We start from the raw sequence: 23,767 nt of genomic DNA, 5'->3' as shown, positions 1-23,767 counted from the left end.
AGCGAATAATGGATTCGATAAATGCCGCGGCTGAAAAGTGCGCCGGACTGTTTCTTATAGGAATGGTCCTGGCGATTTCAATTTCTGTATTTGTACGGCTGCTTTACACCTATACCGGCATTCCATTTTCCACGCCCTGGGCGGAAGAATTGGGCCGTTTCATGATGGTCGGCAGCGTCTTCATTGGCGGCGCGGTCGCCACCTACCGCCTGCGCCTGATCGGCGTCGATGCCTTCATCGGCATGGTGCCTGAGTCGGTCGCGCGCTGGCTGCGCGTTGTCGCCCATATCCTGACCTTGATGCTGGCCGTGCTGCTGGCCTGGAAGTCGATCAGATTGATCGAGCTTGGCATGAGGCAGACGTCGCCCGCGATGGAAATGCCCATGGCGTACATCTATGTGTTCATGTTCATCGGTTGTGTGCTGATGAGCCTGAATACCTTCGCGCATGTCATCAAGGAATTGATGAGTGTCGAAGCATCGCAGCCGGTCGGAGAGACGGAAAGAGCCGCCGCCGCCATGCAAAATAGTGAAGGAGGGGCGCTGTGATCCCGGTTCTGTTCTTATCGTTTACGGCGATCCTGATAATCGGCGCGCCCATCGTCACCGCCTTGGGCATGTCCGCCGCGTTTGCCCTGCAGGCGGGCGACCGCTCGCTGCTGATCGTGGCGCAGATGGCGTTTCAGTCGCTCGATTCGTTCAGCCTGATGGCCGTGCCATTCTTCATCCTGGCCGGGCATCTGATGTCCTCGGGCGGTGTCGCTGCCCGGCTGGTGCAACTGGCCAATGCCTTCGTCGGCTGGATCCGCGGCGGGCTGGGTGCGGTCGCGGTGCTGACCTCGCTGCTGTTTGCGACGGTTTCGGGTTCCTCGTCCGCAACTACCGCCGCGATCGGCTCCGTGCTGATTCCGGAAATGGAAAAGAAGGGCTACCCCAGGTCGTTCGCGGCTTCCATTGCCGCATCCTCCGGCGAGCTGGGGGCGATCATCCCGCCCTCGATCCCCATGATCGTGTATGCGCTGACGGCGAACGTGTCGGTCGGCTCGCTATTTCTCGCGGGCATCCTGCCGGGTCTGCTGATCACCGTGTCGCTGATCCTTACGGTCTGCCTGGTTGCCCGCTTCCAGGGCTTTGACGCAGTCACCGCGGTGAGCTTCACCGGATGGCTCAAGGGTGTCCTGGTCGCCCTGAAGGATGCGACGCTGGCGTTGATGATGCCGGTCATCATCCTGGGCGGGATCTACGGCGGGTTGTTTACCGCGACGGAAGCCTCCTGCATCGCCGTGTTGTACGGCCTCGCGCTTGGGCTGTTCGTCTACAAGGAAATAACGGTCAAGGATCTGCTCGGTATTTTCGCGCGCTCCGCGGTGATGTCCTCCATCATCCTGCTGATCGTGGCGTTCGCGGCCGTGTTCGCCTACCTGCTGACGATCAATCAGGTGCCGCAGCAGGTCGCTGCGATGCTCGGGTCGGTGACGACCAATCCGATCGTGTTCCTGCTGCTGGTGAACGTCATGCTGTTCCTGGTCGGCATGTTCATCGAGGCACTGGCGGCGATCCTCATTATCGTGCCCATCCTGGCGCCCATCAGCGTCACCTTCGGCATCGATCCCATCCACTTCGGCATGATCGTCATCACCAACCTGGCGGTCGGCATGGTGACGCCTCCGGTCGGCGTGAACCTGTTCGTGGTGTGCGAAGTCGCCCAGTTGAAAATGCACCAGTTGGCGAAGTATCTGGTCATTTTCCTCGCCGTCCTGGTGCTCGATGTCCTGATTATTTCTTACGTGCCCGCCATTAGTACCTTTTTCTTATAAAAACTAGATCGGCTGCCCGAGGACAGCGTCCTTTGGGCGGCTGGAAAACCGAGGAGATGGAAGTGAAGCTATTCAAGAAGATGTTTGGCGCCGGCGTCCTGAGCGCACTCATGTTTGCTACGCCGTCGCATGCGCTGAACATGGACGTCGGGCACACGCTCACGACCGACAGCCCGTTTCACGTAGGCGCGCAGAAATTTGCCGAAGTGCTGAAGGCGAAGTCGAACGGGAAAATCACGATTTCCGTGTTTCCGCACTCCCAGCTGGGCGGCGAACTGACCATGATCCAGGGCGCGGTGGCCGGGGCCACCGACCTGGTCATCACGGGTCAACCGACCCTGAACGGTATCGTCAAGGAATTCCTGGTCTTTGACTCGCCGTTCCTGTTCGACAGCGTCGACCAGGCCAACCAGATCCTCAACGGGCCGGCTGGCGACAAATTCATGGAAGTCCTGCCCAAGTACGGCCTGGTTGGCCTGGGCTGGTTTTCGGCGATCGAACGCAACGTTTTCGGCAACCGGCCCGTCAATTCGGCCGAAGACCTGAAAGGCATGAAGATCCGCGTCATCCAGTCGCCGGGCTATGTCGAAAGCTACAAGGCCCTGGGGGCGCAAGCCACTCCCATGGCCTATTCGGAACTGTATCTGGCCCTGCAGCAGAAGGTGCTCGATGGCGGCGAGACGACGCCGGACCAGTTCGTCTCGGATAAATTCATCGAAGTCTCCAAGTACTTCAACATGACGCACGTCAATATCCATCCAGCGCTGCTGCTCATGTCCAAGGACCGCTGGGACCGCTTCTCGCCCGCGGAACAGAAAATGATCAAGGAGTCGGCGGACGAGGCCATGGCCTATGCGCGCGACTATTACAAGAAGGTCTACGACGAGGGTATGAAAACGATGGAGCAAAAGGGCGTGTCCATCGTCTATCCCAGCAATCTCGATTCCATGGTGCAGGCCACGCGGCCGGTCGTGAAAAAGCTCGTCGGCGAAGCGCCCAATGGCCAGGCGCTTTATGACGCGCTGATCGCCGCCAAGCAGAAGCAGTAACCGGCGCAAACGGCATCGGCCCCGGCGCTTTCCTATTCAAGAGAAACTGGACAGATTGATGACACCCTTCAACCAACCCGAAAACCTGCGCGTGTTGATTACCGGAGCGGCCGGAAACATAGGCCTTTGCCTGCGCACGCATCTGCGCGGCCGCTACGCCTTGCTGCGCCTGGCGGACATCGCGCCGCAGGAACCGGCGCAGGCCGGCGAGGAAATCTGCGCGATGGACGTCCGGGACATCGAGTCCCTGGAGCGCTGCATGGAGGGTATTGACTGCGTCATCCATCTGGCCGGTATCCCCGGCGCCGATGTTTGGGAAAAAATCCTGCCCATGAATATCGAGGGTTGCTACAACGTATTCGAGGCGGCCCGGCGTCAGAACGTGCGCCGGGTGGTCTTTGCCAGCTCGAATCACGCTATCGGCTATCACCGCCGGGAAAAATTCCTCGATGACACCGTGCAGCCCCGGCCCGACTCGCTGTATGGCGTCTCGAAGGTGTTCGGCGAGGCCCTGGGCCGGATGTACGCCGACAAGTACGGCATGTCAGTCGCCTGCCTGCGGATCGGGACGTTCCGTACGCCCGACCGCCCGAGCGAGGCCCGCCAGCTGTTGACCTGGATCAGCCACCGCGACATGGCGCAACTGGCGGCGCGCTGCGTCGAACACGCGTCCTACCATTTCACGGTGGTCTACGGGGTGTCGAACAACCTGCGCAACCGCTGGGACAATTCCAACGCGAAATTCCTGGGCTATGCGCCGCAGGACGATTCCGAGGTGTTCGCCCCGGAAATCCTGGCTCAGAACATCCCCGAGGATCCCATCGCCGCCCAGTTCCATGGGGGCTTTTATTGCCCCTTGGAATTCGTCGGAACCACGGACAGGATTTCCTGAAATCAGACCAGGATGATGTCGTACTGTTCTTGAGAGTACGCGCCTTCCACTTCCAGCGAAATGCGCTTGCCCACGAAGTCGCCCAGCATCGCCAGATGCTGGCTTTCTTCTTCGAGGAACAGGTCGACCACCTCTTGCGAGGCGAGGATGCGGAATTCCTTGGGATTGAATTGCCGCGCCTCGCGCAGGATTTCGCGCAGGATTTCATAGCAGACGGTGCGCGGCGTGCGCACGTTGCCCCGCGCCTCGCACATGGGGCAGGGCTCGCACAACTGATGCGCCAGCGAGTCGCGGGTGCGCTTGCGCGTCATTTCCACCAGGCCCAGCTGCGTAAAGCCGTTGACGGTCATGCGGGTGCGGTCGCGCGACAGCGCCTTCTTCAGTTCGGCCAGCACCGTTTCGCGGTGTTCCTGTTCCTCCATGTCGATGAAGTCCAGGATGACGATGCCGCCCAGGTTGCGCAGCCGCAGCTGGCGCGCGATGGCCTGGGCCGCTTCCAGGTTGGTCTTGAAGATGGTGTCGTCGAAATTGCGGCCGCCCACGAAACCGCCGGTATTGACGTCGACCGTGGTCAGCGCCTCGGTCTGGTCGATGATCAGATAGCCGCCCGACTTCAGGTCCACCCGTCGAGATAGCGCCCGGGCAATCTCATCGTCCACGTTGGCGGTGTCGAACAGGGGGCGCTCCCCGCTGTAGTGCTGGATGCGGCCCACGACCGAGGGCGTATAGATGCGCGCCCATTCCAGCATCGCGGCGCTGGTCGTGCGGGAATCCACAAGAATGGTGCCGGTGTTCGGGCCCACCATGTCGCGCAGCACGCGCTGCGCCAGGGTCAGATCCTGGTGCAGCAGGGCGGGGGCGGGCTGGGTGCGAGCCGCCGCCTGGACGCTGCTCCACAGTTTGCGCAGATACTCCAGGTCGGCAGTCAATTCCTCGTCATTGGCGCCTTCGGCCTGTGTGCGGACGATGAAGCCGCCTTTTTCCTCTGCCGGCATCAAGGCCTGCAGGCGTTCGCGCAGCTGGATGCGCTCGGATTCGTCGTCGATCTTCTGCGAAATGCCGATATGCGGATCGTGGGGCAGGTAAACCAGCATCCGGCCGGCCATGCTGATCTGGGTGGAAAGCCGTGCGCCCTTGGTGCCCAGGGGATCCTTGACCACCTGAACCATGATGGTCTGTCCCTCGAATAACAGCTTTTCGATCGGAGTGGGAGTCAGTCCCTGGCTTCTTTCACCGCGGTTCTCGCGCAGGTCGGCAATGTGAATGAAAGCAGCGCGCTCCAGTCCGATATCGATGAAGGCGCTCTGCATGCCCGGCAGTACGCGGACCACCCGCCCCAGATAAATATTACCGACATGGCCCCGCTGGATGCTGCGTTCCACGTGCAGCTCCTGTACCGAACCTTGTTCCACCAGCGCAACGCGGGTTTCGAAGGGGGTGACATTGATCAGGATATCTTCGCTCAGGGCGATGGCTGGGGGCATAGCGTGTTCGTCTCCAGTAAGGTGCGGCGTACAGGCGAATAGTAAACGTAGGGCAAGGTGGACGAGACAACTATCTATATGGGGCAACCGCGGGAATCACCACTATATATAGGGGAGAGGCGGCGGTGGCAGCGGTACAGGTCCACGGGTTCGCCGTTTTGCGCCACGCGAAAAAACTGTGCTATAGTCTCGCTCCTTCGCAGTTCGGACAGTTCTGAAGCGCGAAGCCAAGCAAGCACAACAGGTCGGGCAAGAAGATTCGAGCCAGGCCTGCCGCAAAGCAGTCAGAAATGAACGCCGCGCGGTTATTGCAAGGATTGCAGCAAGTTAGGCAAAAGCCAGTTGCACAATCTGCAAAAATCGTGTTATAGTCTTGGGCTTGGCAGTTGCCGAAAACTTAGGGTTAACCCTGATATTTCGATAGCTGCTAAGAGAGACAGGCCTGAAGAGGTCGCAAGCAAGAAAGCGAAACGCAGTATGTGACGCTGACTTGACAAGCGAAAAAAACTTCTTCATAATCTCGTTTCTCTGCTGCAAACAACGCGGCGCCAGCGAAAGCGGCGTAGCAAAGCGAGCAGGCAGTAAGTAGTACAGAATTTAGCAATACCGCTCTTTAACAATTAAACAACCGATAAGTGTGGGCGCTTGATGCGGGTGCAATGTGACTTCGGTCACAAGCACAATGAAATCAAGTGCTCACTAGAAGTGAAGTACCTTAGACGTCAAGTTTAAGAACATACCTCACTTCCTTTGAGTAGCGACGTATGACTCGACCCTTTCGGGGGTTAAGAAATACGAAACAAATACAGAGATTAAACTGAAGAGTTTGATCCTGGCTCAGATTGAACGCTAGCGGGATGCCTTACACATGCAAGTCGAACGGCAGCACGGACTTCGGTCTGGTGGCGAGTGGCGAACGGGTGAGTAATGTATCGGAACGTGCCCAGTAGCGGGGGATAACTACGCGAAAGCGTAGCTAATACCGCATACGCCCTACGGGGGAAAGCAGGGGATCGCAAGACCTTGCACTATTGGAGCGGCCGATATCGGATTAGCTAGTTGGTGGGGTAACGGCTCACCAAGGCGACGATCCGTAGCTGGTTTGAGAGGACGACCAGCCACACTGGGACTGAGACACGGCCCAGACTCCTACGGGAGGCAGCAGTGGGGAATTTTGGACAATGGGGGAAACCCTGATCCAGCCATCCCGCGTGTGCGATGAAGGCCTTCGGGTTGTAAAGCACTTTTGGCAGGAAAGAAACGTCATGGGTTAATACCCCGTGAAACTGACGGTACCTGCAGAATAAGCACCGGCTAACTACGTGCCAGCAGCCGCGGTAATACGTAGGGTGCAAGCGTTAATCGGAATTACTGGGCGTAAAGCGTGCGCAGGCGGTTCGGAAAGAAAGATGTGAAATCCCAGAGCTTAACTTTGGAACTGCATTTTTAACTACCGGGCTAGAGTGTGTCAGAGGGAGGTGGAATTCCGCGTGTAGCAGTGAAATGCGTAGATATGCGGAGGAACACCGATGGCGAAGGCAGCCTCCTGGGATAACACTGACGCTCATGCACGAAAGCGAGGGGAGCATACAGGATTAGATACCCTGGTAGTCCACGCCCTAAACGATGTCAACTAGCTGTTGGGGCCTTCGGGCCTTGGTAGCGCAGCTAACGCGTGAAGTTGACCGCCTGGGGAGTACGGTCGCAAGATTAAAACTCAAAGGAATTGACGGGGACCCGCACAAGCGGTGGATGATGTGGATTAATTCGATGCAACGCGAAAAACCTTACCTACCCTTGACATGTCTGGAATTCCGAAGAGATTTGGAAGTGCTCGCAAGAGAACCGGAACACAGGTGCTGCATGGCTGTCGTCAGCTCGTGTCGTGAGATGCTGGGTTAAGTCCCGCAACGAGCGCAACCCTTGTCATTAGTTGCTACGAAAGGGCACTCTAATGAGACTGCCGGTGACAAACCGGAGGAAGGTGGGGATGACGTCAAGTCCTCATGGCCCTTATGGGTAGGGCTTCACACGTCATACAATGGTCGGGACAGAGGGTCGCCAACCCGCGAGGGGGAGCCAATCCCAGAAACCCGATCGTAGTCCGGATCGCAGTCTGCAACTCGACTGCGTGAAGTCGGAATCGCTAGTAATCGCGGATCAGCATGTCGCGGTGAATACGTTCCCGGGTCTTGTACACACCGCCCGTCACACCATGGGAGTGGGTTTTACCAGAAGTAGTTAGCCTAACCGTAAGGGGGGCGATTACCACGGTAGGATTCATGACTGGGGTGAAGTCGTAACAAGGTAGCCGTATCGGAAGGTGCGGCTGGATCACCTCCTTTCAGAGCTTAGTGCTCGTGTTAAGCGTCCACTCTTATCGGTTGTTTGATATAGCTGGGATCAGTTGCAGGCTTGGGTCGAGGGAATCTTCCCTGGGTCTACAGCTTTCCTGACTGCTGATCCGAAAAGGTTTTTGGGTCTGTAGCTCAGTCGGTTAGAGCACCGTCTTGATAAGGCGGGGGTCGTTGGTTCGAATCCAACCAGACCCACCAAGTATTCTGCGCATGCGGGATATGGGGGTGTAGCTCAGCTGGGAGAGCGCCTGCTTTGCAAGCAGGATGTCATCGGTTCGATCCCGTTCACCTCCACCAAGTACTTGTGCCTGGTGATGTAGAGGCTAACTCATAGCGTCGTTGAAACGGCCTTATGAGTTAGGTTTTACCTGACAGCTATATTCGTTCTTTAACAATCTGGAAGAAGCACAACGAAAATGTACTTATCAAGTACTCGGCGCAAGCCGATGAAGATAAGTACGGGTTGTGATTGCATTAATTTTGTTCCAAGTTCTCAAGACTGGGGTGAATAACCTCAGACTGCTTTGAAACTTATGAACGGCACAAACGCTAATACTCAGGTCCTATAGCCTACAGCGTTATAGGATCAAGCGACTAAGTGCATATGGTGGATGCCTTGGCGATCACAGGCGATGAAGGACGTAGTAGCCTGCGAAAAGCTACGGGGAGCTGGCAAACAAGCTTTGATCCGTAGATGTCCGAATGGGGAAACCCACCGCAGCAATGCGGTATCCCTGGCTGAATACATAGGCCAGTGGAAGCGAACCGGGTGAACTGAAACATCTCAGTAGCTCGAGGAAAAGAAATCAACCGAGATTCCGAAAGTAGTGGCGAGCGAAATCGGAAGAGCCTTTACGTTTTAGCACGCAAGATAGTCGAACGGAATGGAAAGTCCGGCCGTAGCAGGTGATAGCCCTGTAGGCGAAATCTTGTGTGTGGAACTAAGCGTAAGAAAAGTAGGGCGGGACACGTGAAATCCTGTTTGAAGATGGGGGGACCATCCTCCAAGGCTAAATACTCGTGATCGACCGATAGTGAACCAGTACCGTGAGGGAAAGGCGAAAAGAACCCCGGAAGGGGAGTGAAATAGATCCTGAAACCGTATGCATACAAACAGTAGGAGCCTCCTTGTGGGGTGACTGCGTACCTTTTGTATAATGGGTCAGCGACTTACATTCAGTGGCAAGGTTAACCGAATAGGGAAGCCGTAGCGAAAGCGAGTCCGAATAGGGCGATTCAGTCGCTGGGTGTAGACCCGAAACCAGATGATCTATCCATGGCCAGGTTGAAGGCACGGTAACACGTGCTGGAGGACCGAACCCACTAATGTTGAAAAATTAGGGGATGAGCTGTGGATAGGGGTGAAAGGCTAAACAAATCTGGAAATAGCTGGTTCTCTCCGAAAACTATTTAGGTAGTGCCTCAAGTATTACTGCGGGGGGTAGAGCACTGTTATAGCTAGGGGGTCATGGCGACTTACCAAACTATGGCAAACTCCGAATACCCGCAAGTACAGCTTGGGAGACAGAGCACCGGGTGCTAACGTCCGGACTCAAGAGGGAAACAACCCAGACCGCCAGCTAAGGTCCCAAATTATCGCTAAGTGGGAAACGAAGTGGGAAGGCATAGACAGTCAGGAGGTTGGCTTAGAAGCAGCCATCCTTTAAAGAAAGCGTAATAGCTCACTGATCGAGTCGTCCTGCGCGGAAGATGTAACGGGGCTAAGCGATAAACCGAAGCTGCGGGTGTGCACTTTGTGCACGCGGTAGGAGAGCGTTCTGTAAGCCTGCGAAGGTGGCTTGTAAAGGCTGCTGGAGGTATCAGAAGTGCGAATGCTGACATGAGTAGCGATAAAGGGGGTGAAAAGCCCCCTCGCCGTAAGTCCAAGGTTTCCTGCGCAACGTTCATCGGCGCAGGGTGAGTCGGCCCCTAAGGCGAGGCAGAGATGCGTAGCTGATGGGAAACTGGTTAATATTCCAGTACCGTCGTACAGTGCGATGGGGGGACGGATCGCGGAAGATCATCAGGGTGTTGGATGTCCCTGTTGCTGCATCGAAGATGGCGCTTAGGCAAATCCGGGCGCGTAAATCAAGGGTGTGGCACGAGCGAGCATTGCTTGCGAAGTGATTGGAAGTGGTTCCAAGAAAAGCCTCTAAGCTTCAGCTGTACGAGACCGTACCGCAAACCGACACAGGTGGACGGGATGAATATTCCAAGGCGCTTGAGAGAACTCAGGAGAAGGAACTCGGCAAATTGATACCGTAACTTCGGGAGAAGGTATACCCCGGTAGTGTGAAGCGCCTGCGCGCTTAGCATGATGGGGTCGCAGAGAATCGGTGGCTGCGACTGTTTATTAAAAACACAGCACTCTGCAAAGACGAAAGTCGACGTATAGGGTGTGACGCCTGCCCGGTGCCGGAAGGTTAAGTGATGGGGTGCAAGCTCTTGATCGAAGCCCCGGTAAACGGCGGCCGTAACTATAACGGTCCTAAGGTAGCGAAATTCCTTGTCGGGTAAGTTCCGACCTGCACGAATGGCGTAACGATGGCCACACTGTCTCCTCCTGAGACTCAGCGAAGTTGAAGTGTTTGTGATGATGCAATCTACCCGCGGCTAGACGGAAAGACCCCATGAACCTTTACTGTAGCTTTGCATTGATCTGTGAACCGGCCTGTGTAGGATAGGTGGGAGGCTTTGAAGCGTAGTCGCTAGATTACGTGGAGCCATCCTTGAAATACCACCCTGGTTTGTTTGCGGTTCTAACCTTGGTCCGTTATCCGGATCGGGGACAGTGCATGGTGGGCAGTTTGACTGGGGCGGTCTCCTCCCAAAGTGTAACGGAGGAGTTCGAAGGTACGCTAGGTACGGTCGGAAATCGTGCTGATAGTGCAATGGCATAAGCGTGCTTGACTGTGAGACTGACAAGTCGAACAGGTGCGAAAGCAGGACATAGTGATCCGGTGGTTCTGAATGGAAGGGCCATCGCTCAACGGATAAAAGGTACTCTGGGGATAACAGGCTGATACCGCCCAAGAGTTCATATCGACGGCGGTGTTTGGCACCTCGATGTCGGCTCATCTCATCCTGGTGCTGTAGCCGGTCCCAAGGGTATGGCTGTTCGCCATTTAAAGAGGTACGTGAGCTGGGTTTAAAACGTCGTGAGACAGTTTGGTCCCTATCTGCCGTGGGCGTTGGATACTTGACGGAGCCTGCTCCTAGTACGAGAGGACCGGAGTGGACGTACCTCTGGTGTACCGGTTGTCATGCCAATGGCATTGCCGGGTAGCTAAGTACGGAAGAGATAACCGCTGAAGGCATCTAAGCGGGAAACTCGTCTGAAGATAAGGTATCCCGGGGACTTGATCCCCCTGAAGGGTCGTTCGAGACCAGGACGTTGATAGGTCGGGTGTGGAAGCGCAGTAATGCGTTAAGCTAACCGATACTAATTGCCCGTGAGGCTTGATCCTATAACACTGATGGTTATGACCTGGTGATGTAGCGTTCCAAGTGTCGTTCAATACAAAATCTGGCTGCGCCGTCAGCAGCCAGCCAACACCAATTACACCCCATCGTGCGTGATCATCGAGTCTGACTCTGATCGCCACGCGTTGTGTTTCTTCCAAGATTGGAGCAGTTGCCTAACCGCAGCCGCTCAACCAGTTACGCTTGACGACCATAGCGAGTTGGTCCCACTCCTTCCCATCCCGAACAGGACAGTGAAACGACTTTGCGCCGATGATAGTGGACGGACGTCTGTGAAAGTAGGTCATCGTCAAGCTTTTATTCCGCAGAACCCCACAGGTAACCCCTGTGGGGTTTTGTCTTTGTGGCGCCAGGCGTTGTCTGGCGATACCCGCAAGCCGCAGTCCCAATGAAAACCCCTCGCAGGATGCTCCTGCGAGGGGCAATGCGGACGCCGCGCAGCCTACTGTTGCGTGTACTGCTGGCGGTCGATGCCGTGGCGCTGCAGCTTGTCGTAGAAGGTCTTGCGCGGAATGCCCAGCGACTCCAGGGTGGCCTTGATGTCGCCCTGGTGCGCCTGGAGCGCCTCGCGGATGAGCTGCGCTTCGAAGCGCTCCATCCGGTCCGGCAGGCTCGCCGCGGCGTCCTGGGCCATGGAGGTTGGCGGGGCAGGGGTATTCAGCACGCCAAGAACGACACGTTCGGCGAAATGCGCGAGTTCACGCACATTGCCGGGCCAATCGTGCGTCATGACATGTTGCTTGATGGACGCCGGCATTTCCGGGATGTCGCGCTGGAAGCGGCGCGATGCGTGGCCGAGGTAGTGGGCAAACAGCAGCGGAATGTCCTCGCGGCGCTCGCGCAGCGGCGGAATCCGGATGGTGACGACATTGAGGCGGTAGAACAGGTCCTCGCGAAACTTGGCGCGTATGGCCGGACTGCCCAGGTCCTCCTTGGTGGCGGCGACCACGCGCAGGTCCAGATTGCGCACTTCGTTGCTGCCCAGGGGAGTGATCTGGCGGGATTCAAGCACGCGTAGCAGCTTGACCTGCACTGCCAGCGGCATGCTTTCGATCTCGTCCAGGAACAGCGTGCCGCCGCTGGCGTGCTCGATGCGGCCGATACGCTTCTTTTGGGCGCCGGTGAAAGCGCCGGGCTCGTGGCCGAACAGTTCGCTTTCGATGACGCTTTCGGGCAGGGCGCCGCAATTGATCGCGACGAGAGCGCGGTGCCTGCGGCGGCTCAGGCGATGCAAGGCGGTGGCAACGACTTCCTTGCCGGTTCCGGTCTCGCCTTCGACCAGGACGTCCACGTCCGCATCCGCGATATGCCGCAGCGTTTGCTTGATGCGCTGCATGGCGGGCGTGGCGCCGATGAAAGGCACTTCGTCGGCCTCGACGGCGAACGCGGCCTCGCGCAGCCGGCGGTTTTCCAGCACAAGGTGGCGCTTTTCCGCAGCGTGCATGATGGCGGTGATCAGCCTGTCGGCGGCATAGGGTTTCGCCAGGAAGTCGTAGGCGCCGTCTCGCATGCATTGCACGGCGGTGGCGATGTCGCCATGGCCGGTGATCAGGATGACGGGAATGTCGGGGTCGATGTCCCGCAAGCGCTGGAAGAGCTGTAAGCCGTCCATGTCGGGCATACGAATGTCGCTGACGACCACGCCGTCGAAATCGCGCGTCAGCGCGGGCAGCGCAGAGCGCGCGCTGGCATGCGCGTCCACGGCGATGCCATGCAGTTTCAGCGTCTGCGCATTGGCGCGCAGCAGTTCGTCGTCGTCGTCGATGAACACGGCGCGCGGCGAGAACGGCTGGCGCAGGCTGTCGTCGATGGATGCCGGTGCGGCGGGAGGAAATTCAGGAGCGCGGTTCATGGTGTAGCTCGGTAGCGTTTTGCCGGCCAGGCGCCTTGCGCAACGTCAGGATGAACATGGCTCCGCGGCCCGGGGCATGCGGAGCCGGAAAGACGGGATCGGCCGGGCCGGCGGCGATCAAGTCGCCACCGAATTCGGTGACGATGTCGCGGCAGATGACCAGCCCCAGCCCGAGTCCTTCGGCCTTGGTCGTGTAGAAGGGAGTGAACAGGTGCGCCCGCGCCTCGGCCGACAGGCCGGGACCGTTGTCGCTGACGTAGACTTGCACGGTCGCACCCAGGTCTTGCAGCGCGACGACGATGCGGCCGTCTGGCCGGCCTTCCAGGGCTTCCATCGCGTTTTGAAGCAGATTCACCAGCACTTGTTCCAGCCGTATGCGATTGGCCAGCACCTGGTAATTCTGATCCGCGGGCGGACGTTGCAGGACGATGCCCTGGCGCCGCGCCCGCGGGGCAACCAGCAGTAGCGCGCCCTCCAGGCAATCCTTCAGGCTGGCGGGTCCGATGGACGTGTCAGCCTTGCGCGAAAAGGCGCGCAGTTCCCCCGTGATGTGGCCGATCCGTTCCGTCAATGCGGCGATGGTGCCCAGGTTCTCCTGCGCCGAGCCTTCGTCTTGCCGGCGCAGGAATTCGGCGGCGTTGTCCGCATAGGCGCGTATGGCCGCGACAGGCTGGTTGATCTCGTGCGCCACGCCGGCAGCCACCTGTCCCAGCAGCGCGAGCTTGCTGGCCTGGACCAACTCCTCTTGCATGGTGTGCAGGCGGGCGGCGGTGCGCTGGCGCTCGTCCATCTCATCGACTAGTTGTTCGTTGACTTGCAGCAATTGAGCCGTGCGTTCGTCGACCAGGGAGGCCAGCTGTTCGTGGACGGCGGCCTGCTGTTCGGCGCGCTCGCGGTTGCGGTGGCGGCGGAAGAGAATGATGCCTACCAAGGCGGCCAACGCGCACTGCGCCAGCAGCGCGCCCAGCTGGGCGTTGGCGGTAGCCTGGTTGATGGCCGCCTGCACGGGTGATAACAGATGCAGCGTCCAACCTGGGGACTCGACGATGGGCAGCGTCGTGTGCACCATTGGCGTTCCTGCCGGGATCTGCGGCAGGGTTACGTCGGCGCGTATGAGCTGGCCGTGGCTGATGGGCTGCAGCTGCGGCCGCAAGGGCAGCGGCAGGAAGGGCGCGTCGCCGAATTGCAGGCTGGTGCGCAAGGTCCGGGCCAAGTCTGGGGTGAGCGGAGCCAGCACGTCGAAACGCCAGTCGGAAATACTGCCCAACAGCACCACGCCATGCTCGTCGGTGACGAAAATGGGCGAGACCGACTGGCGCCAGTCGGCCTCCAGGTCCCGGAAATCCACTTTCAGCACGACTACGCCCAGCAGGGCGCCGTTGACGTCGTCCACGCGCCGCGACAAGTACAGCCCGGCCTCGTGGCTGATCGTGCCCAGGGCGAAATGTTCGGCCGAGCCATGGGCTACCGATCCCTGGAAATAGGGGCGGAACTGGTAGTCCACGCCGACAAACGTGGCGGGTTCGCGCCAGTTGCTCGCAGCGATCGCAAGGCCTTTCTTGTCCAGCACGTAAATGGCGGATGCGCCTACGCCGCGGCTTAGCGTATCGAGCTTCTCATCCAGGGATTCGATCTGTCCGTACGAACCTTCCTGCAGCGCCGCGCGCACGTCGACATCGCGCGTCAGGACAAAGGGCAGCGCCCTGAACTTGTCCAGGTTGTTTCGCAGCAATGCCGCGTTGAGCTGGGCTGCCACGCGTGCCTGTTCCCCGGCATTCTTCAGCGCGCCGTCGCGCGCCCAGAGGGTGGCGGCGTGCAGCACCCCGTAGACGATGGCGACGACCAACAAGATGGCGATGGCCTTCCAGGGCCAAGGCCAGACGGGCGTATGCCGTGGGCGGCGCGGCTGGCTGGCCTGGTCCGGACCGGGCCAGGCATCGCGGGGGGAGGAGCGGGTCGACATGGGATGTGCGGTTTTTCGCACATTCTATATCTATTTTGTGTGAAATTCCGCCAAAAATCGTCGGGCCAATGCGCTGGGGAAGAAAAAAGTTCTTTTCTGATCAAGGGCTTGGAGCTCAGGCGCGGGGCTGGTCGATGTTGGCATGCCTCTTGCATTAGTAAAGCCAAGCCTGGTGGAGTCGTCTGCCGGGTGAAATCGGCTTGCGGCGAGACGCGCTGGCCAGAAAACAGATAACGCCCCGTCGCCCGCGCTGAATCGCCCGGAGCAAGGGGCCTTGGTGGGGACAATCCCAATGATCGACGTGGATCAAGTCGCGCCCGCGCGCAAGCTCAAGTTCTATCAAATCCTTTATGTGCAGGTGATTTTCGCCATCGTGGTGGGCGTGCTGCTGGGCGCGTTCAAGCCCGAGCTTGGCCAGCAGATGCAACCGCTGGGCGACGCCTTCATCAAACTGGTGAAGATGATCATCGCGCCGGTGATCTTTCTGACCGTAGCCACCGGCATCGCCGCGATGAGCGACCTGAAGAAGGTCGGTCGCGTGGCGGGCAAGGCCATGCTGTACTTCCTGGTGTTCTCGACGCTTGCGCTGATCGTAGGCATGATCGTCAGCCACATCGTCCAGCCGGGCGCCGGCATGCACATCGACCCCAAGACGCTGGACGAGAAGGCAGTGTCAGGCTACGTGGCCAAGGCGCATGACTCGACGATCACGGGCTTCCTGATGAACGTGATTCCGACCACGATCTTCAGTCCGTTTGTCGGCGGCGACATCCTCCAGGTGCTGTTCGTGGCGGTGTTGTTCGGCATTTCGCTGGCCATGGTGGGCGAACGCGGACAGCCGATACTGAACTTCATGACCGCCCTGGCGCAGCCCGTCTTCAGGCTGGTCGCCATCCTGATGAAGGCCGCGCCCATCGGCGCCTTTGGCGCGATGGCCTTCACCATCGGCAAGTACGGCATCAAGTCCGTCATCAATCTGGCGATGCTGGTAGGTACGTTTTACGCAACCTCGGTGCTGTTCGTGGTCGTGGTGCTGGGCCTGGTGGCGCGCTACAACGGCTTTTCGATCCTGAAGCTGGTGCGCTACATCCGCGAAGAACTGCTGCTGGTGCTGGGCACCAGTTCGTCCGAAGCCGCGTTGCCCACGCTGATGCAGAAGATGGAACGGGCCGGCTGCTCGAAGTCGGTGGTCGGGCTGGTCGTGCCCACCGGCTACTCGTTCAACCTGGACGGCACCAACATCTACATGACGATGGCGGCGCTGTTCATCGCGCAGGCTTGCGACATTCCGCTGTCGTTGGGCGACCAGATCCTGCTGCTGCTGGTGGCGATGCTGAGCTCCAAGGGCGCGGCGGGCGTGACCGGGGCGGGCTTCATCACCTTGGCCGCTACCCTCTCGGTGGTGCCTTCCGTGCCGGTCGCCGGCATGGCGCTGATTCTGGGCGTGGACCGCTTCATGTCGGAATGCCGCGCGCTGACCAACCTGGTCGGCAACGCGACTGCCGCCGTGGTCGTGGCGCGCTGGGAAGGGGAACTGGATAAGGAACAGCTGCATGCCGCGCTTGAGGGCGAGCTGCAGCCCGTGCCCGTGCCTGCCCCGGCTCCGGTTCAGGAAGCGCCGAGGACTGGCGGCCTACCCATGGGGCAGCCGATGCAGCACGGCTGAAGCGGTGTAGATCCGCAGTCGCCTGCGCGCGGCCGCGTCTGTTGATGCGGCGGTGCTGCCCGGCGGTAAAAAGAAAATCCCCCGGACCTTGACGGTCTCGGGGGATTTTTTCCGGCAGGACGCCGCAGCTTTCAGGGCACCTGTATACCTGCCGCGCGCAACAGGTTCGCGGTTTCGAACAAGGGCAGGCCCATCACGCCGGTGTAGCTGCCGGCGATATGTGAAATGAACGTGCCTGCCAGGCCCTGGATGCCATAGGCGCCGGCCTTGCCGTAGGGTTCGCCGCTGTCGCAGTAGCGGCCGATTTCCTCATCCGTCAGCTCGCGCATGCGGACTTCGGTGAGGGACACGGCCTCCAGCAACTGGTTTCCAGTCCAGACGGCGACAGCGGTATGCACTTCGTGGGTGGAGCCGGACAGGGCCCGCAAAATGCGCATGGCGTCGTCGCGGTCGGCCGGTTTGCCCAGTACCGCGCCCGCCAGGATGACGGTGGTGTCGGCGGCCAGCAGCGGCAGTTGCGGCAGGTCCTGGCTGAGCATCCAATCGCGTCCGCGCAAGGCCTTGTCGCGCGCAGTGCGTTGGACGTAGTTGGCGGCGCTTTCGCCAGGGTGCTGGGGTTCGTCCTCGCCCGGCGGGGCGGGTACGAGCAGGACTTCGTGGGCCAGGCCGACCTGGGTCAGCAGCTCGCGCCGCCGGGGACTGGCGGAGGCAAGGTAGAGGCGCGCGGAGGTTGCGGTGTCGGTCATGCGTCAGCGGGATGGGCGCCGGCCCGGCCAGAGGGTCAGGCGCGGTGGTAGGGATGGTTCGTCATGATGGCCCAGGCCCGGTAGAGCTGTTCGGCCAGCACCACGCGCACCATGGGGTGCGGCAGCGTCAGCGAGGACAGGCGCAATTGGCCGGAACAGGATGCCTTCAGGTCGGCATCCAGCCCGTCCGGGCCGCCGACGAGAAAAGCGACATCCTGGCCGCCTGCGCGCCATTGTTCCAGCTTTTGCGACAACGCCATGGTGGTGAGGTCGCGTCCGCGTTCGTCCAGCGCCAGGCGCAACGCACTGGCGGGCAGGGCGGCTTCGATCCGCTTGGCTTCCGCCGCCATCATCTGGGCGGGGGTTTTACCGGTGGTGCGGGGTTCGGGTTTGATTTCGCGCAGTTCCAGCGCGCAGTCGGCCGGCAGGCGCTTGGCGTAGTCGTCCCAGGCGGTTTGCACCCAGTCCGGCATGCGTGTGCCCACGGCCACGACGATCAGCTTCACGGCGCGCTCAGTACTCGGCGTCGTGCGCGCCGTCGTTGGCGACCGGCGCGGGGCGGGTGGACTCGGGCAGGAGCTTCACGCGCACCGGCTTGCCGCCCCAGATTTCTTCCAGGTTGTAGTACTGGCGGATGGCGGGTTGCATGATGTGCACGACTACGTCGCCCAGGTCGACCACGACCCATTCGCCGGTGTCTTCGCCTTCGATGGTGATGCCGGAGAGGTCGAGCGCGCGGCCGCGGTCCGCGACGCTGGAAGCGAGGGCGCGGGTCTGGCGGTTGGAGGTGGCGCTTGCAATCACGACGCGATCGAACAGGCTGGTCAGATGCGTGGTGTTGTAGACCTTGATGTCTTGCGCCTTGACGTCTTCGAGGGCGTCGATGACGGCGCGTTGGAGTTTTTGTATATCCATAGTCAGTAAATATAACCCGCGGGCGGACAGCGGATGCTGGCCCCGTGGCGCTTTCAGCGCACCGCGGGTGTAGGTTTATCGGTAAAGATGGTGCGCCGCAATATACGCGGCCACCGGTGCGGCAAGCAGGCCCTCGGTCGATTCGCCTTGCGCCAGGCGCTGGCGGATCTGCGAGGCCGAAACCGGCATGGGAGCAAAAGGCAGCTCCTGCAGTTCGCGACCCTGGCGGCGCAGGTGTTCGGCCAGCGCCGGCGGGGCGGTGAGTGCCGTGCCCGGGCGGGTGGCGACGGCCAGGTCCACCAGGCTGGCGATGTCCTGCCAGTCGCGCCAAGTGCAGAAATTCGCCAACTGGTCGGTACCCAGCAACCAGACATAGCGCGCGTCCTGGGGGAGGGCGCGCAGCGTGTCTATGGTGTAGGTCGCGCCGCCGCGTTCGATTTCAATGGGATTGACGATCAGGTGCGCATGGCCGGCGATGGCCAGTTGGAGCATGTCGCGGCGTTGTTCGGCCGTGGCGTGCAACGCCGCACGCTGCCAGGGATTGGCCGCAGGGATGAGCTGCACCTCGGCCAGGCCCAGCGTCTGCAAGGCATTTTGCGCCAGGGCGATGTGCGCGACGTGGACGGGGTCGAAACTGCCACCCAGCAGGCCGATGCGCTTCAAACCCAGTCCCGCGGTTTGAGGTAGGCGGCCAATTCGGCCTCGGGCGTACCCGCTTCGGGCTGCCAGTCGTAGCGCCACTGCGCCAGCGGCGGCATGGACAGCAGGATCGACTCGGTGCGTCCGCCGGACTGCAGGCCGAACAGCGTGCCGCGGTCGAAGACCAGGTTGAACTCCACATAGCGTCCACGGCGGTAGGCCTGGAAATCGCGCTCGCGTTCGCCGTAGGATTGGTCGCGGCGGCGTTCCACGATCGGCATGTAGGCCGGCAGGAAGGCGTCGCCCACCGAACGGGTCAGCGCGAACGAGGCGTCAAAGCCGGGAGCGTTCAGGTCGTCGTAGAAGATGCCGCCCACGCCGCGCGTTTCATTGCGGTGCTTGAGGAAGAAATACTCGTCGCACCAGCGCTTGTAGCGCGGGTAGTAGTCGGCGCCATGGCCAGCCAGCGCATCGCGGCAGGTGGCGTGGAAATGGCGGGCGTCTTCCTCGTAGGGATAGTAGGGCGTCAGGTCGATGCCGCCGCCGAACCAGAAGACGTCGGCCTCGTCGTGGCCAGGCCGCGCGGCGGCCAGGAACATGCGCACGTTCATGTGCGTGGTGGGCACATAGGGATTGCGCGGATGCAGCACCATGGACACGCCCATGGCTTCCCAGGAACGGCCGGCCAGTTCCGGGCGGTGCGCGCTGGCCGAGGGCGGCAGCTTGCTGCCCTGGACGTGGCTGAACAGCACGCCGGCCCGTTCGAACAGCGAGCCGCCTTCCAGCAGGCGCGACAGCCCGCCGCCGCCCTCGGGGCGGACCCATTCGTCGGTACGGAAGGCTGCGCCCTCGGCGGCTTCCAGGGCGCCGACGATGCGGGCCTGCAAGCCGGTGAGGTAGTCCCGGACGGAAGAGACGGGCAAGGCGTTCATTGACGGTTCCGGCTAGGCGTTGGGCTTGGACTTCTGCTGCGAGGGCTTGAGCGCTCGCCAGCCGATGTCGCTGCGGTACTGGCGGCCGTCGAAGTGGATGCCGTCGATCGCTTCGTAGACGCGGTCGCGGGCCATCTTGACGGAGTCGCCCAGCGCCGTGACGCACAGCACGCGGCCGCCGGTGGTCTTGACTTCGTCGCCGTCGAGCTTGGTGGCGGCGTGGAACACCATGCAGTCTTCGGCGTCGGCGGGCAGGCCGCGGATGACATCGCCGGTGCGCGGCGTGTTGGGGTAGTTGTGCGCGGCCAGCACGGCGCCCAGGGCGGTACGGCGGTCCCAGGTGATGTCGGCCTGGTCGAGCGTGCCGTCGACGGCATGCTCCAGGGCGTCCAGCAGGTCGCTCTTGACGCGCATCATGATGGGCTGCGTTTCAGGATCGCCCATGCGGCAGTTGAATTCCAGGGTCTTGATCTCGCGGTCGGGGTCGTCGCCCGGGGCGATCATCAGGCCGGCGTACAGGAAGCCCGTGTACGGGATGCCGTCGCGCGTCATGCCCTGCACGGTCGGCAGGATGATTTCGCGCATGATGCGGTGGTGCAGTTCCGGGGTGACGATGGGCGCGGGCGAATACGCGCCCATGCCGCCGGTGTTGGGGCCCTGGTCGCCGTCCTGCAGGCGCTTGTGGTCCTGGCTGGTGGCCAGGGCCAGCACGTTGCGGCCGTCGCACATGACGATGAAGCTGGCTTCTTCGCCCACCAAGCATTCCTCGATGACGACGCGCGCGCCGGCGGCGCCCATGGAGCCGTCGCCCAGCATGGCGTCCACGGCGGCATGCGCTTCTTCCAGCGTGGCGGCGACCACGACGCCCTTGCCCGCGGCCAGGCCGTCGGCCTTGATGACGATGGGAGCGCCTTCCTGGTCGATGTAGGCATGCGCCTTGGCCGGATCGGTGAAGGTTTCGTAGCGGGCGGTCGGGATGTTGTGCCGGACCATGAAGGCCTTGGCGTAGTCCTTCGAGCTTTCCAGCTGAGCGGCGGCCTTGGTGGGGCCGAAGATCTTCAGGCCGCGGGCGCGGAACACGTCGACGACGCCGGCGGCCAGGGGGGCTTCAGGGCCGACGACGGTCAGGGCGACGCCTTCGCGTTGCACGAAATCAGCCAATTCCTCGGCATTGGTGAACGGGACGTTCTCGATCTGTTCGGCGCGTTGCGTGCCGCCGTTGCCGGGAGCGACGTATACCTTGTGGACGCGCGGGGAGCGGGCCAGCCGCCAGGCGAGGGCGTGTTCTCGGCCGCCAGAGCCAATTACCAGGAGTTTCATGTTGCGTGGTTCTTAAGGTTGCCAGTCGAGCGCCGCAAGGCGCCAGCCCGTGGAGTAGGCCAGGATCCAGGCGGACCCGGATCCGGTGACAGCGTGGCGCCGGACAGGCAAGGCCCGCCCGGCGCCAGGGTAATGGGTTTACTGCGCTTCGTCGAAAACGACGTTCGTATAGACTTCCTGCACGTCGTCCAGGCCTTCCAGGGCGTCGAGCAGTTTTTGCATCTTGATGGCGTCTTCGCCGGCGAGTTCGGTCTCGTTCAGGGCCTTCATGACGATGCCGTCCACTTCGGCCTTCAGGCCGGCGGCGTCGAAGGCGCCGCGTACGGCGGCGTAGTCAGCCGGGGCGCAGACCACTTCGATCACGCCTTCCTCGTCGGTCGTCACGTCTTCGGCGCCGGCTTCGAGGGCGGCTTCCATGACCTTGTCTTCCGAGGTTCCGGGGGCGAACACGAATTGGCCGCAATGCTTGAACATGAAGGCGACCGAGCCTTCCTGGCCCAGGTTGCCGCCGTTCTTGGCGAAGGCGTGGCGCACTTCGGCGACGGTGCGGGTGCGGTTGTCGGTCATGCAGTCGACGATCACGGCTGCGCCGCCGATGCCGTAGCCTTCGTAGCGGACTTCTTCGTAGGCCTCGCCGTCGGCGCCGCCCGCGCCGCGCTGGATGGCGCGCTGGATGTTGTCCTTGGGCATGTTGGCGTCGGTGGCCTTGTCCCAGGCCATGCGCAGACGCGGGTTGCTGTCCGGGTCAGGGCCGCCGGCACGCGCCGCCACGGTGATTTCACGAATGATCTTGGTCCAGAGCTTTCCGCGCTTGGCGTCTTGGCGCCCTTTGCGGTGCTGAATATTGGCCCATTTGCTGTGTCCGGCCATGGCTTCCCAGGGTAATTTGTCTGCAAAAATGGCATTTTACCGTGCCAGCGCCCAGCGCGCCCGGGGGCGGACCGCATGTGTCCATATTGCCACGCGCACAAGCGGCGCAGCAGGCTCTACACTTGGGCATCCATCTGATTCCCTGGTCCGGAGAGCTGCACATGCCCAACCCCATCGTCATCGCCAAGAATGCACAGACCGAATTGGCGCTGCTGCCCGCCCTGGCGAACCGCCACGGCTGCATCACGGGGGCCACGGGCACCGGCAAGACCGTCACCCTGCAGGTGCTGGCGGAATCCTTCTCGCGTATCGGTACGCCGGTGTTCATGGCCGACGTCAAGGGCGACCTGACCGGCATTTCCCAGGCCGGCGCGGCGACTCCCAAGCTGCTGGAACGCCTGAAGAACCTGGGCCTGAGCGAACCGGCCTGGGCGGCCAGCCCCGTCACCTTGTGGGACGTGTTCGGCGAGCAGGGGCTGCCGGTGCGGGCCACCGTATCGGACATGGGGCCGCTGCTGCTGTCCCGCATCCTGGAATTGAACGATACGCAGGAAGGCGTGCTGACGCTGGTCTTCAAGGTTGCGGATGACGAAGGCCAGTTGCTGCTGGACCTGAAGGACCTGCGCGCCATGCTGCAGAACGTCGCCGACCGCGCTTCGGAACTGAAGACGCGTTACGGTAATGTGTCTTCCGCCAGCATCGGCGCGATCCAGCGCGGCTTGCTGGCCCTGGAATCGCAGGGCGCGGAGAAATTCTTCGGCGAACCCATGCTGGACGTGGCCGACCTGATGCGCACGGACGCGCAGGGGCGCGGCATGGTCAACGTGCTGGCCGCGGACAAGCTGATGCAGGCGCCGCGCCTGTATGCCATCTTCCTGTTGTGGCTGCTGGCGGACTTGTACGAGAAGCTGCCCGAAGTCGGCGACATGGACCAGCCCAAGCTGGTGTTTTTCTTCGACGAAGCCCACCTGCTGTTCAACGACGCGCCCGCCGCGCTGCTGAACAAGATCGAGCAGGTGGTGCGCCTGGTCCGCTCCAAGGGAGTGGGCGTCTATTTCGTGACGCAGAATCCGCTGGACATCCCCGACACCGTGCTGGGGCAATTGGGCAACCGCGTCCAGCACGCCTTGCGGGCGTTCACGCCGCGCGACCAGAAGGCGGTGAAGACGGCGGCCCAGACGATGCGGCCCAATCCGGGCCTGGACATCGAGGCCGCCATCACCGAGCTGGGCGTGGGCGAGGCGCTGATTTCCTTGCTGGACCCCAAGGGGCGGCCGATGCCGACCGAACGCGCCTACGTCGTGCCGCCGGCCAGCCGGATCGGCCCGGCGACCGACGCGGAGCGGCAAGCGCTGCGCCAGGGCAGCCCGCTGGCGTCGAAGTACGAGAAATCGATAGACCGCGAGTCCGCCTATGAAGTACTGGCCGGGCGCGCGGCCAAGCCGGCGGACCAGGCCGGCGCGGCCAGGAACGGTTCCGCGCAGCCCGAAGGCAAGGGCGCCGCGGAAGAATCGGGCGGCGGTCTGATGGACAGTTTGAACGAGGTTCTGTTCGGGTCGACGGGCCCGCGCGGCGGCAAGCGCGACGGTGTGGTGCAGACCATGGCCAAGAGCACGGTCCGGTCGATCGCGCGTGAATTGACCCGGGGCATTTTGGGTTCCTTGCTGGGCTCGAAAGGCCGGCGTTGAATCCCTCGTCCGGCGAGCCTGCCGGACGTCGTTGGTACGCCCGATTTGGGGCCGTATCGAGTAACATTCCCGTGCAATGACAAGGAGGTCGCGCG

At 61.4% G+C, this 23,767-nt stretch carries 16 protein-coding genes, 2 tRNA genes and 3 rRNA genes; 11 read left to right on the top strand and 10 right to left on the bottom strand.

Annotation, left to right across the window (positions count from 1 at the left end; all coding sequences use genetic code 11):
- Positions 1-8: 8 nt before the first annotated feature.
- Genes NGK62_RS00745 through NGK62_RS00730 form a run of 4 tightly spaced genes read left to right on the top strand, consistent with a single transcriptional unit; the run spans position 9 to position 3,757 of the window.
- Positions 9-548, top strand: a complete 540-nt coding sequence (locus tag NGK62_RS00745; RefSeq protein WP_251877101.1) for a TRAP transporter small permease — start codon at positions 9-11, stop codon at positions 546-548.
- Positions 545-1,816, top strand: coding sequence for a TRAP transporter large permease (locus NGK62_RS00740; RefSeq protein WP_118932257.1), 1,272 nt, complete (start codon positions 545-547; stop codon positions 1,814-1,816). Before NGK62_RS00745 ends, NGK62_RS00740 begins: the two co-directional genes overlap by 4 nt.
- A gap of 56 nt (positions 1,817-1,872) precedes the next feature.
- Positions 1,873-2,865, top strand: a complete 993-nt coding sequence (locus NGK62_RS00735) for a TRAP transporter substrate-binding protein (protein WP_059380407.1) — start codon at positions 1,873-1,875, stop codon at positions 2,863-2,865.
- A gap of 58 nt (positions 2,866-2,923) precedes the next feature.
- Entirely contained in the window at positions 2,924-3,757 is an 834-nt protein-coding gene (locus NGK62_RS00730; protein ID WP_059380406.1) for an NAD-dependent epimerase/dehydratase family protein, read from the top strand.
- Between the two features lie 2 nt (positions 3,758-3,759).
- On the opposite strand, the gene rng is transcribed toward NGK62_RS00730, so the two are convergent.
- Positions 3,760-5,223 (bottom strand): ribonuclease G, encoded by a 1,464-nt coding sequence (gene rng, locus NGK62_RS00725; protein ID WP_118932264.1) that lies wholly within the window; start codon positions 5,221-5,223, stop codon positions 3,760-3,762.
- An 832-nt stretch (positions 5,224-6,055) separates the two neighbouring features.
- On the opposite strand from rng, the gene NGK62_RS00720 reads away from it, so the two are divergent.
- From NGK62_RS00720 to rrf, 5 genes are all read left to right on the top strand, one after another.
- Positions 6,056-7,586: ribosomal RNA gene (locus tag NGK62_RS00720) — 16S ribosomal RNA — on the top strand.
- Between the two features lie 133 nt (positions 7,587-7,719).
- A tRNA-Ile gene (locus tag NGK62_RS00715) sits at positions 7,720-7,796 on the top strand.
- A 23-nt stretch (positions 7,797-7,819) separates the two neighbouring features.
- Positions 7,820-7,895 (top strand) — tRNA-Ala (locus tag NGK62_RS00710).
- Between the two features lie 287 nt (positions 7,896-8,182).
- A 23S ribosomal RNA gene (locus NGK62_RS00705) occupies positions 8,183-11,065 on the top strand.
- A gap of 198 nt (positions 11,066-11,263) precedes the next feature.
- Positions 11,264-11,376: ribosomal RNA gene (gene rrf / locus NGK62_RS00700) — 5S ribosomal RNA — on the top strand.
- The 16S, 23S and 5S rRNA genes sit together here with 2 tRNA genes alongside, the layout of an rRNA operon.
- A gap of 147 nt (positions 11,377-11,523) precedes the next feature.
- Here the strand turns inward: rrf and NGK62_RS00695 are convergent.
- Both NGK62_RS00695 and NGK62_RS00690 read right to left on the bottom strand, forming a co-directional pair.
- Positions 11,524-12,933: a sigma-54-dependent transcriptional regulator gene (locus NGK62_RS00695; protein WP_251877098.1), complete on the bottom strand. Its 1,410-nt coding sequence runs from the start codon at positions 12,931-12,933 to the stop codon at positions 11,524-11,526.
- Entirely contained in the window at positions 12,917-14,896 is a 1,980-nt protein-coding gene (locus NGK62_RS00690) for a sensor histidine kinase (protein WP_251877096.1), read from the bottom strand. Before NGK62_RS00690 ends, NGK62_RS00695 begins: the two co-directional genes overlap by 17 nt.
- 292 nt (positions 14,897-15,188) lie before the next feature.
- Between NGK62_RS00690 and NGK62_RS00685 the strand changes: the two genes are divergently transcribed.
- Complete coding sequence (locus NGK62_RS00685) at positions 15,189-16,562, top strand: dicarboxylate/amino acid:cation symporter (protein ID WP_251877094.1); 1,374 nt, start codon at positions 15,189-15,191, stop codon at positions 16,560-16,562.
- A gap of 131 nt (positions 16,563-16,693) precedes the next feature.
- Here the strand turns inward: NGK62_RS00685 and NGK62_RS00680 are convergent, their stop codons facing one another.
- From NGK62_RS00680 to NGK62_RS00650, 7 genes are all read right to left on the bottom strand, one after another.
- Entirely contained in the window at positions 16,694-17,308 is a 615-nt protein-coding gene (locus tag NGK62_RS00680; protein WP_251877092.1) for a Maf family protein, read from the bottom strand.
- Between the two features lie 35 nt (positions 17,309-17,343).
- Complete coding sequence (gene rlmH / locus NGK62_RS00675; protein WP_059378867.1) at positions 17,344-17,814, bottom strand: 23S rRNA (pseudouridine(1915)-N(3))-methyltransferase RlmH; 471 nt, start codon at positions 17,812-17,814, stop codon at positions 17,344-17,346.
- A 7-nt stretch (positions 17,815-17,821) separates the two neighbouring features.
- The gene (gene rsfS / locus NGK62_RS00670) at positions 17,822-18,223 is read right to left on the bottom strand and encodes a ribosome silencing factor (protein WP_013392761.1); all 402 of its coding nucleotides are present in this window, start codon (positions 18,221-18,223) and stop codon (positions 17,822-17,824) included.
- A 75-nt stretch (positions 18,224-18,298) separates the two neighbouring features.
- Positions 18,299-18,886 (bottom strand): nicotinate (nicotinamide) nucleotide adenylyltransferase, encoded by a 588-nt coding sequence (gene nadD, locus NGK62_RS00665; RefSeq protein ID WP_118933615.1) that lies wholly within the window; start codon positions 18,884-18,886, stop codon positions 18,299-18,301.
- Complete coding sequence (gene hemF / locus NGK62_RS00660; protein ID WP_059378870.1) at positions 18,883-19,794, bottom strand: oxygen-dependent coproporphyrinogen oxidase; 912 nt, start codon at positions 19,792-19,794, stop codon at positions 18,883-18,885. Before hemF ends, nadD begins: the two co-directional genes overlap by 4 nt.
- 12 nt (positions 19,795-19,806) lie before the next feature.
- Positions 19,807-21,114 carry a phosphoribosylamine--glycine ligase gene (gene purD, locus NGK62_RS00655; protein ID WP_054458757.1) on the bottom strand — a complete coding sequence of 436 codons (1,308 nt, stop codon included), beginning with the start codon at positions 21,112-21,114 and terminating at the stop codon, positions 19,807-19,809.
- A gap of 138 nt (positions 21,115-21,252) precedes the next feature.
- The gene (locus tag NGK62_RS00650; RefSeq protein WP_059378872.1) at positions 21,253-21,984 is read right to left on the bottom strand and encodes a YebC/PmpR family DNA-binding transcriptional regulator; all 732 of its coding nucleotides are present in this window, start codon (positions 21,982-21,984) and stop codon (positions 21,253-21,255) included.
- Positions 21,985-22,145: 161 nt separating this feature from the next.
- On the opposite strand from NGK62_RS00650, the gene NGK62_RS00645 reads away from it, so the two are divergent.
- A complete protein-coding gene (locus tag NGK62_RS00645) occupies positions 22,146-23,672 on the top strand; it encodes a helicase HerA-like C-terminal domain-containing protein (protein ID WP_251877090.1) in 1,527 nt (508 codons plus the stop codon).
- Positions 23,673-23,767: the final 95 nt, after the last annotated feature.

This window comes from Achromobacter sp. Marseille-Q4954 (genome assembly GCF_943737025.1).
Lineage (GTDB): Bacteria > Pseudomonadota > Gammaproteobacteria > Burkholderiales > Burkholderiaceae_B > Achromobacter > Achromobacter bronchisepticus_A.
This window is presented reverse-complemented; position numbering and strand designations above follow the sequence as displayed.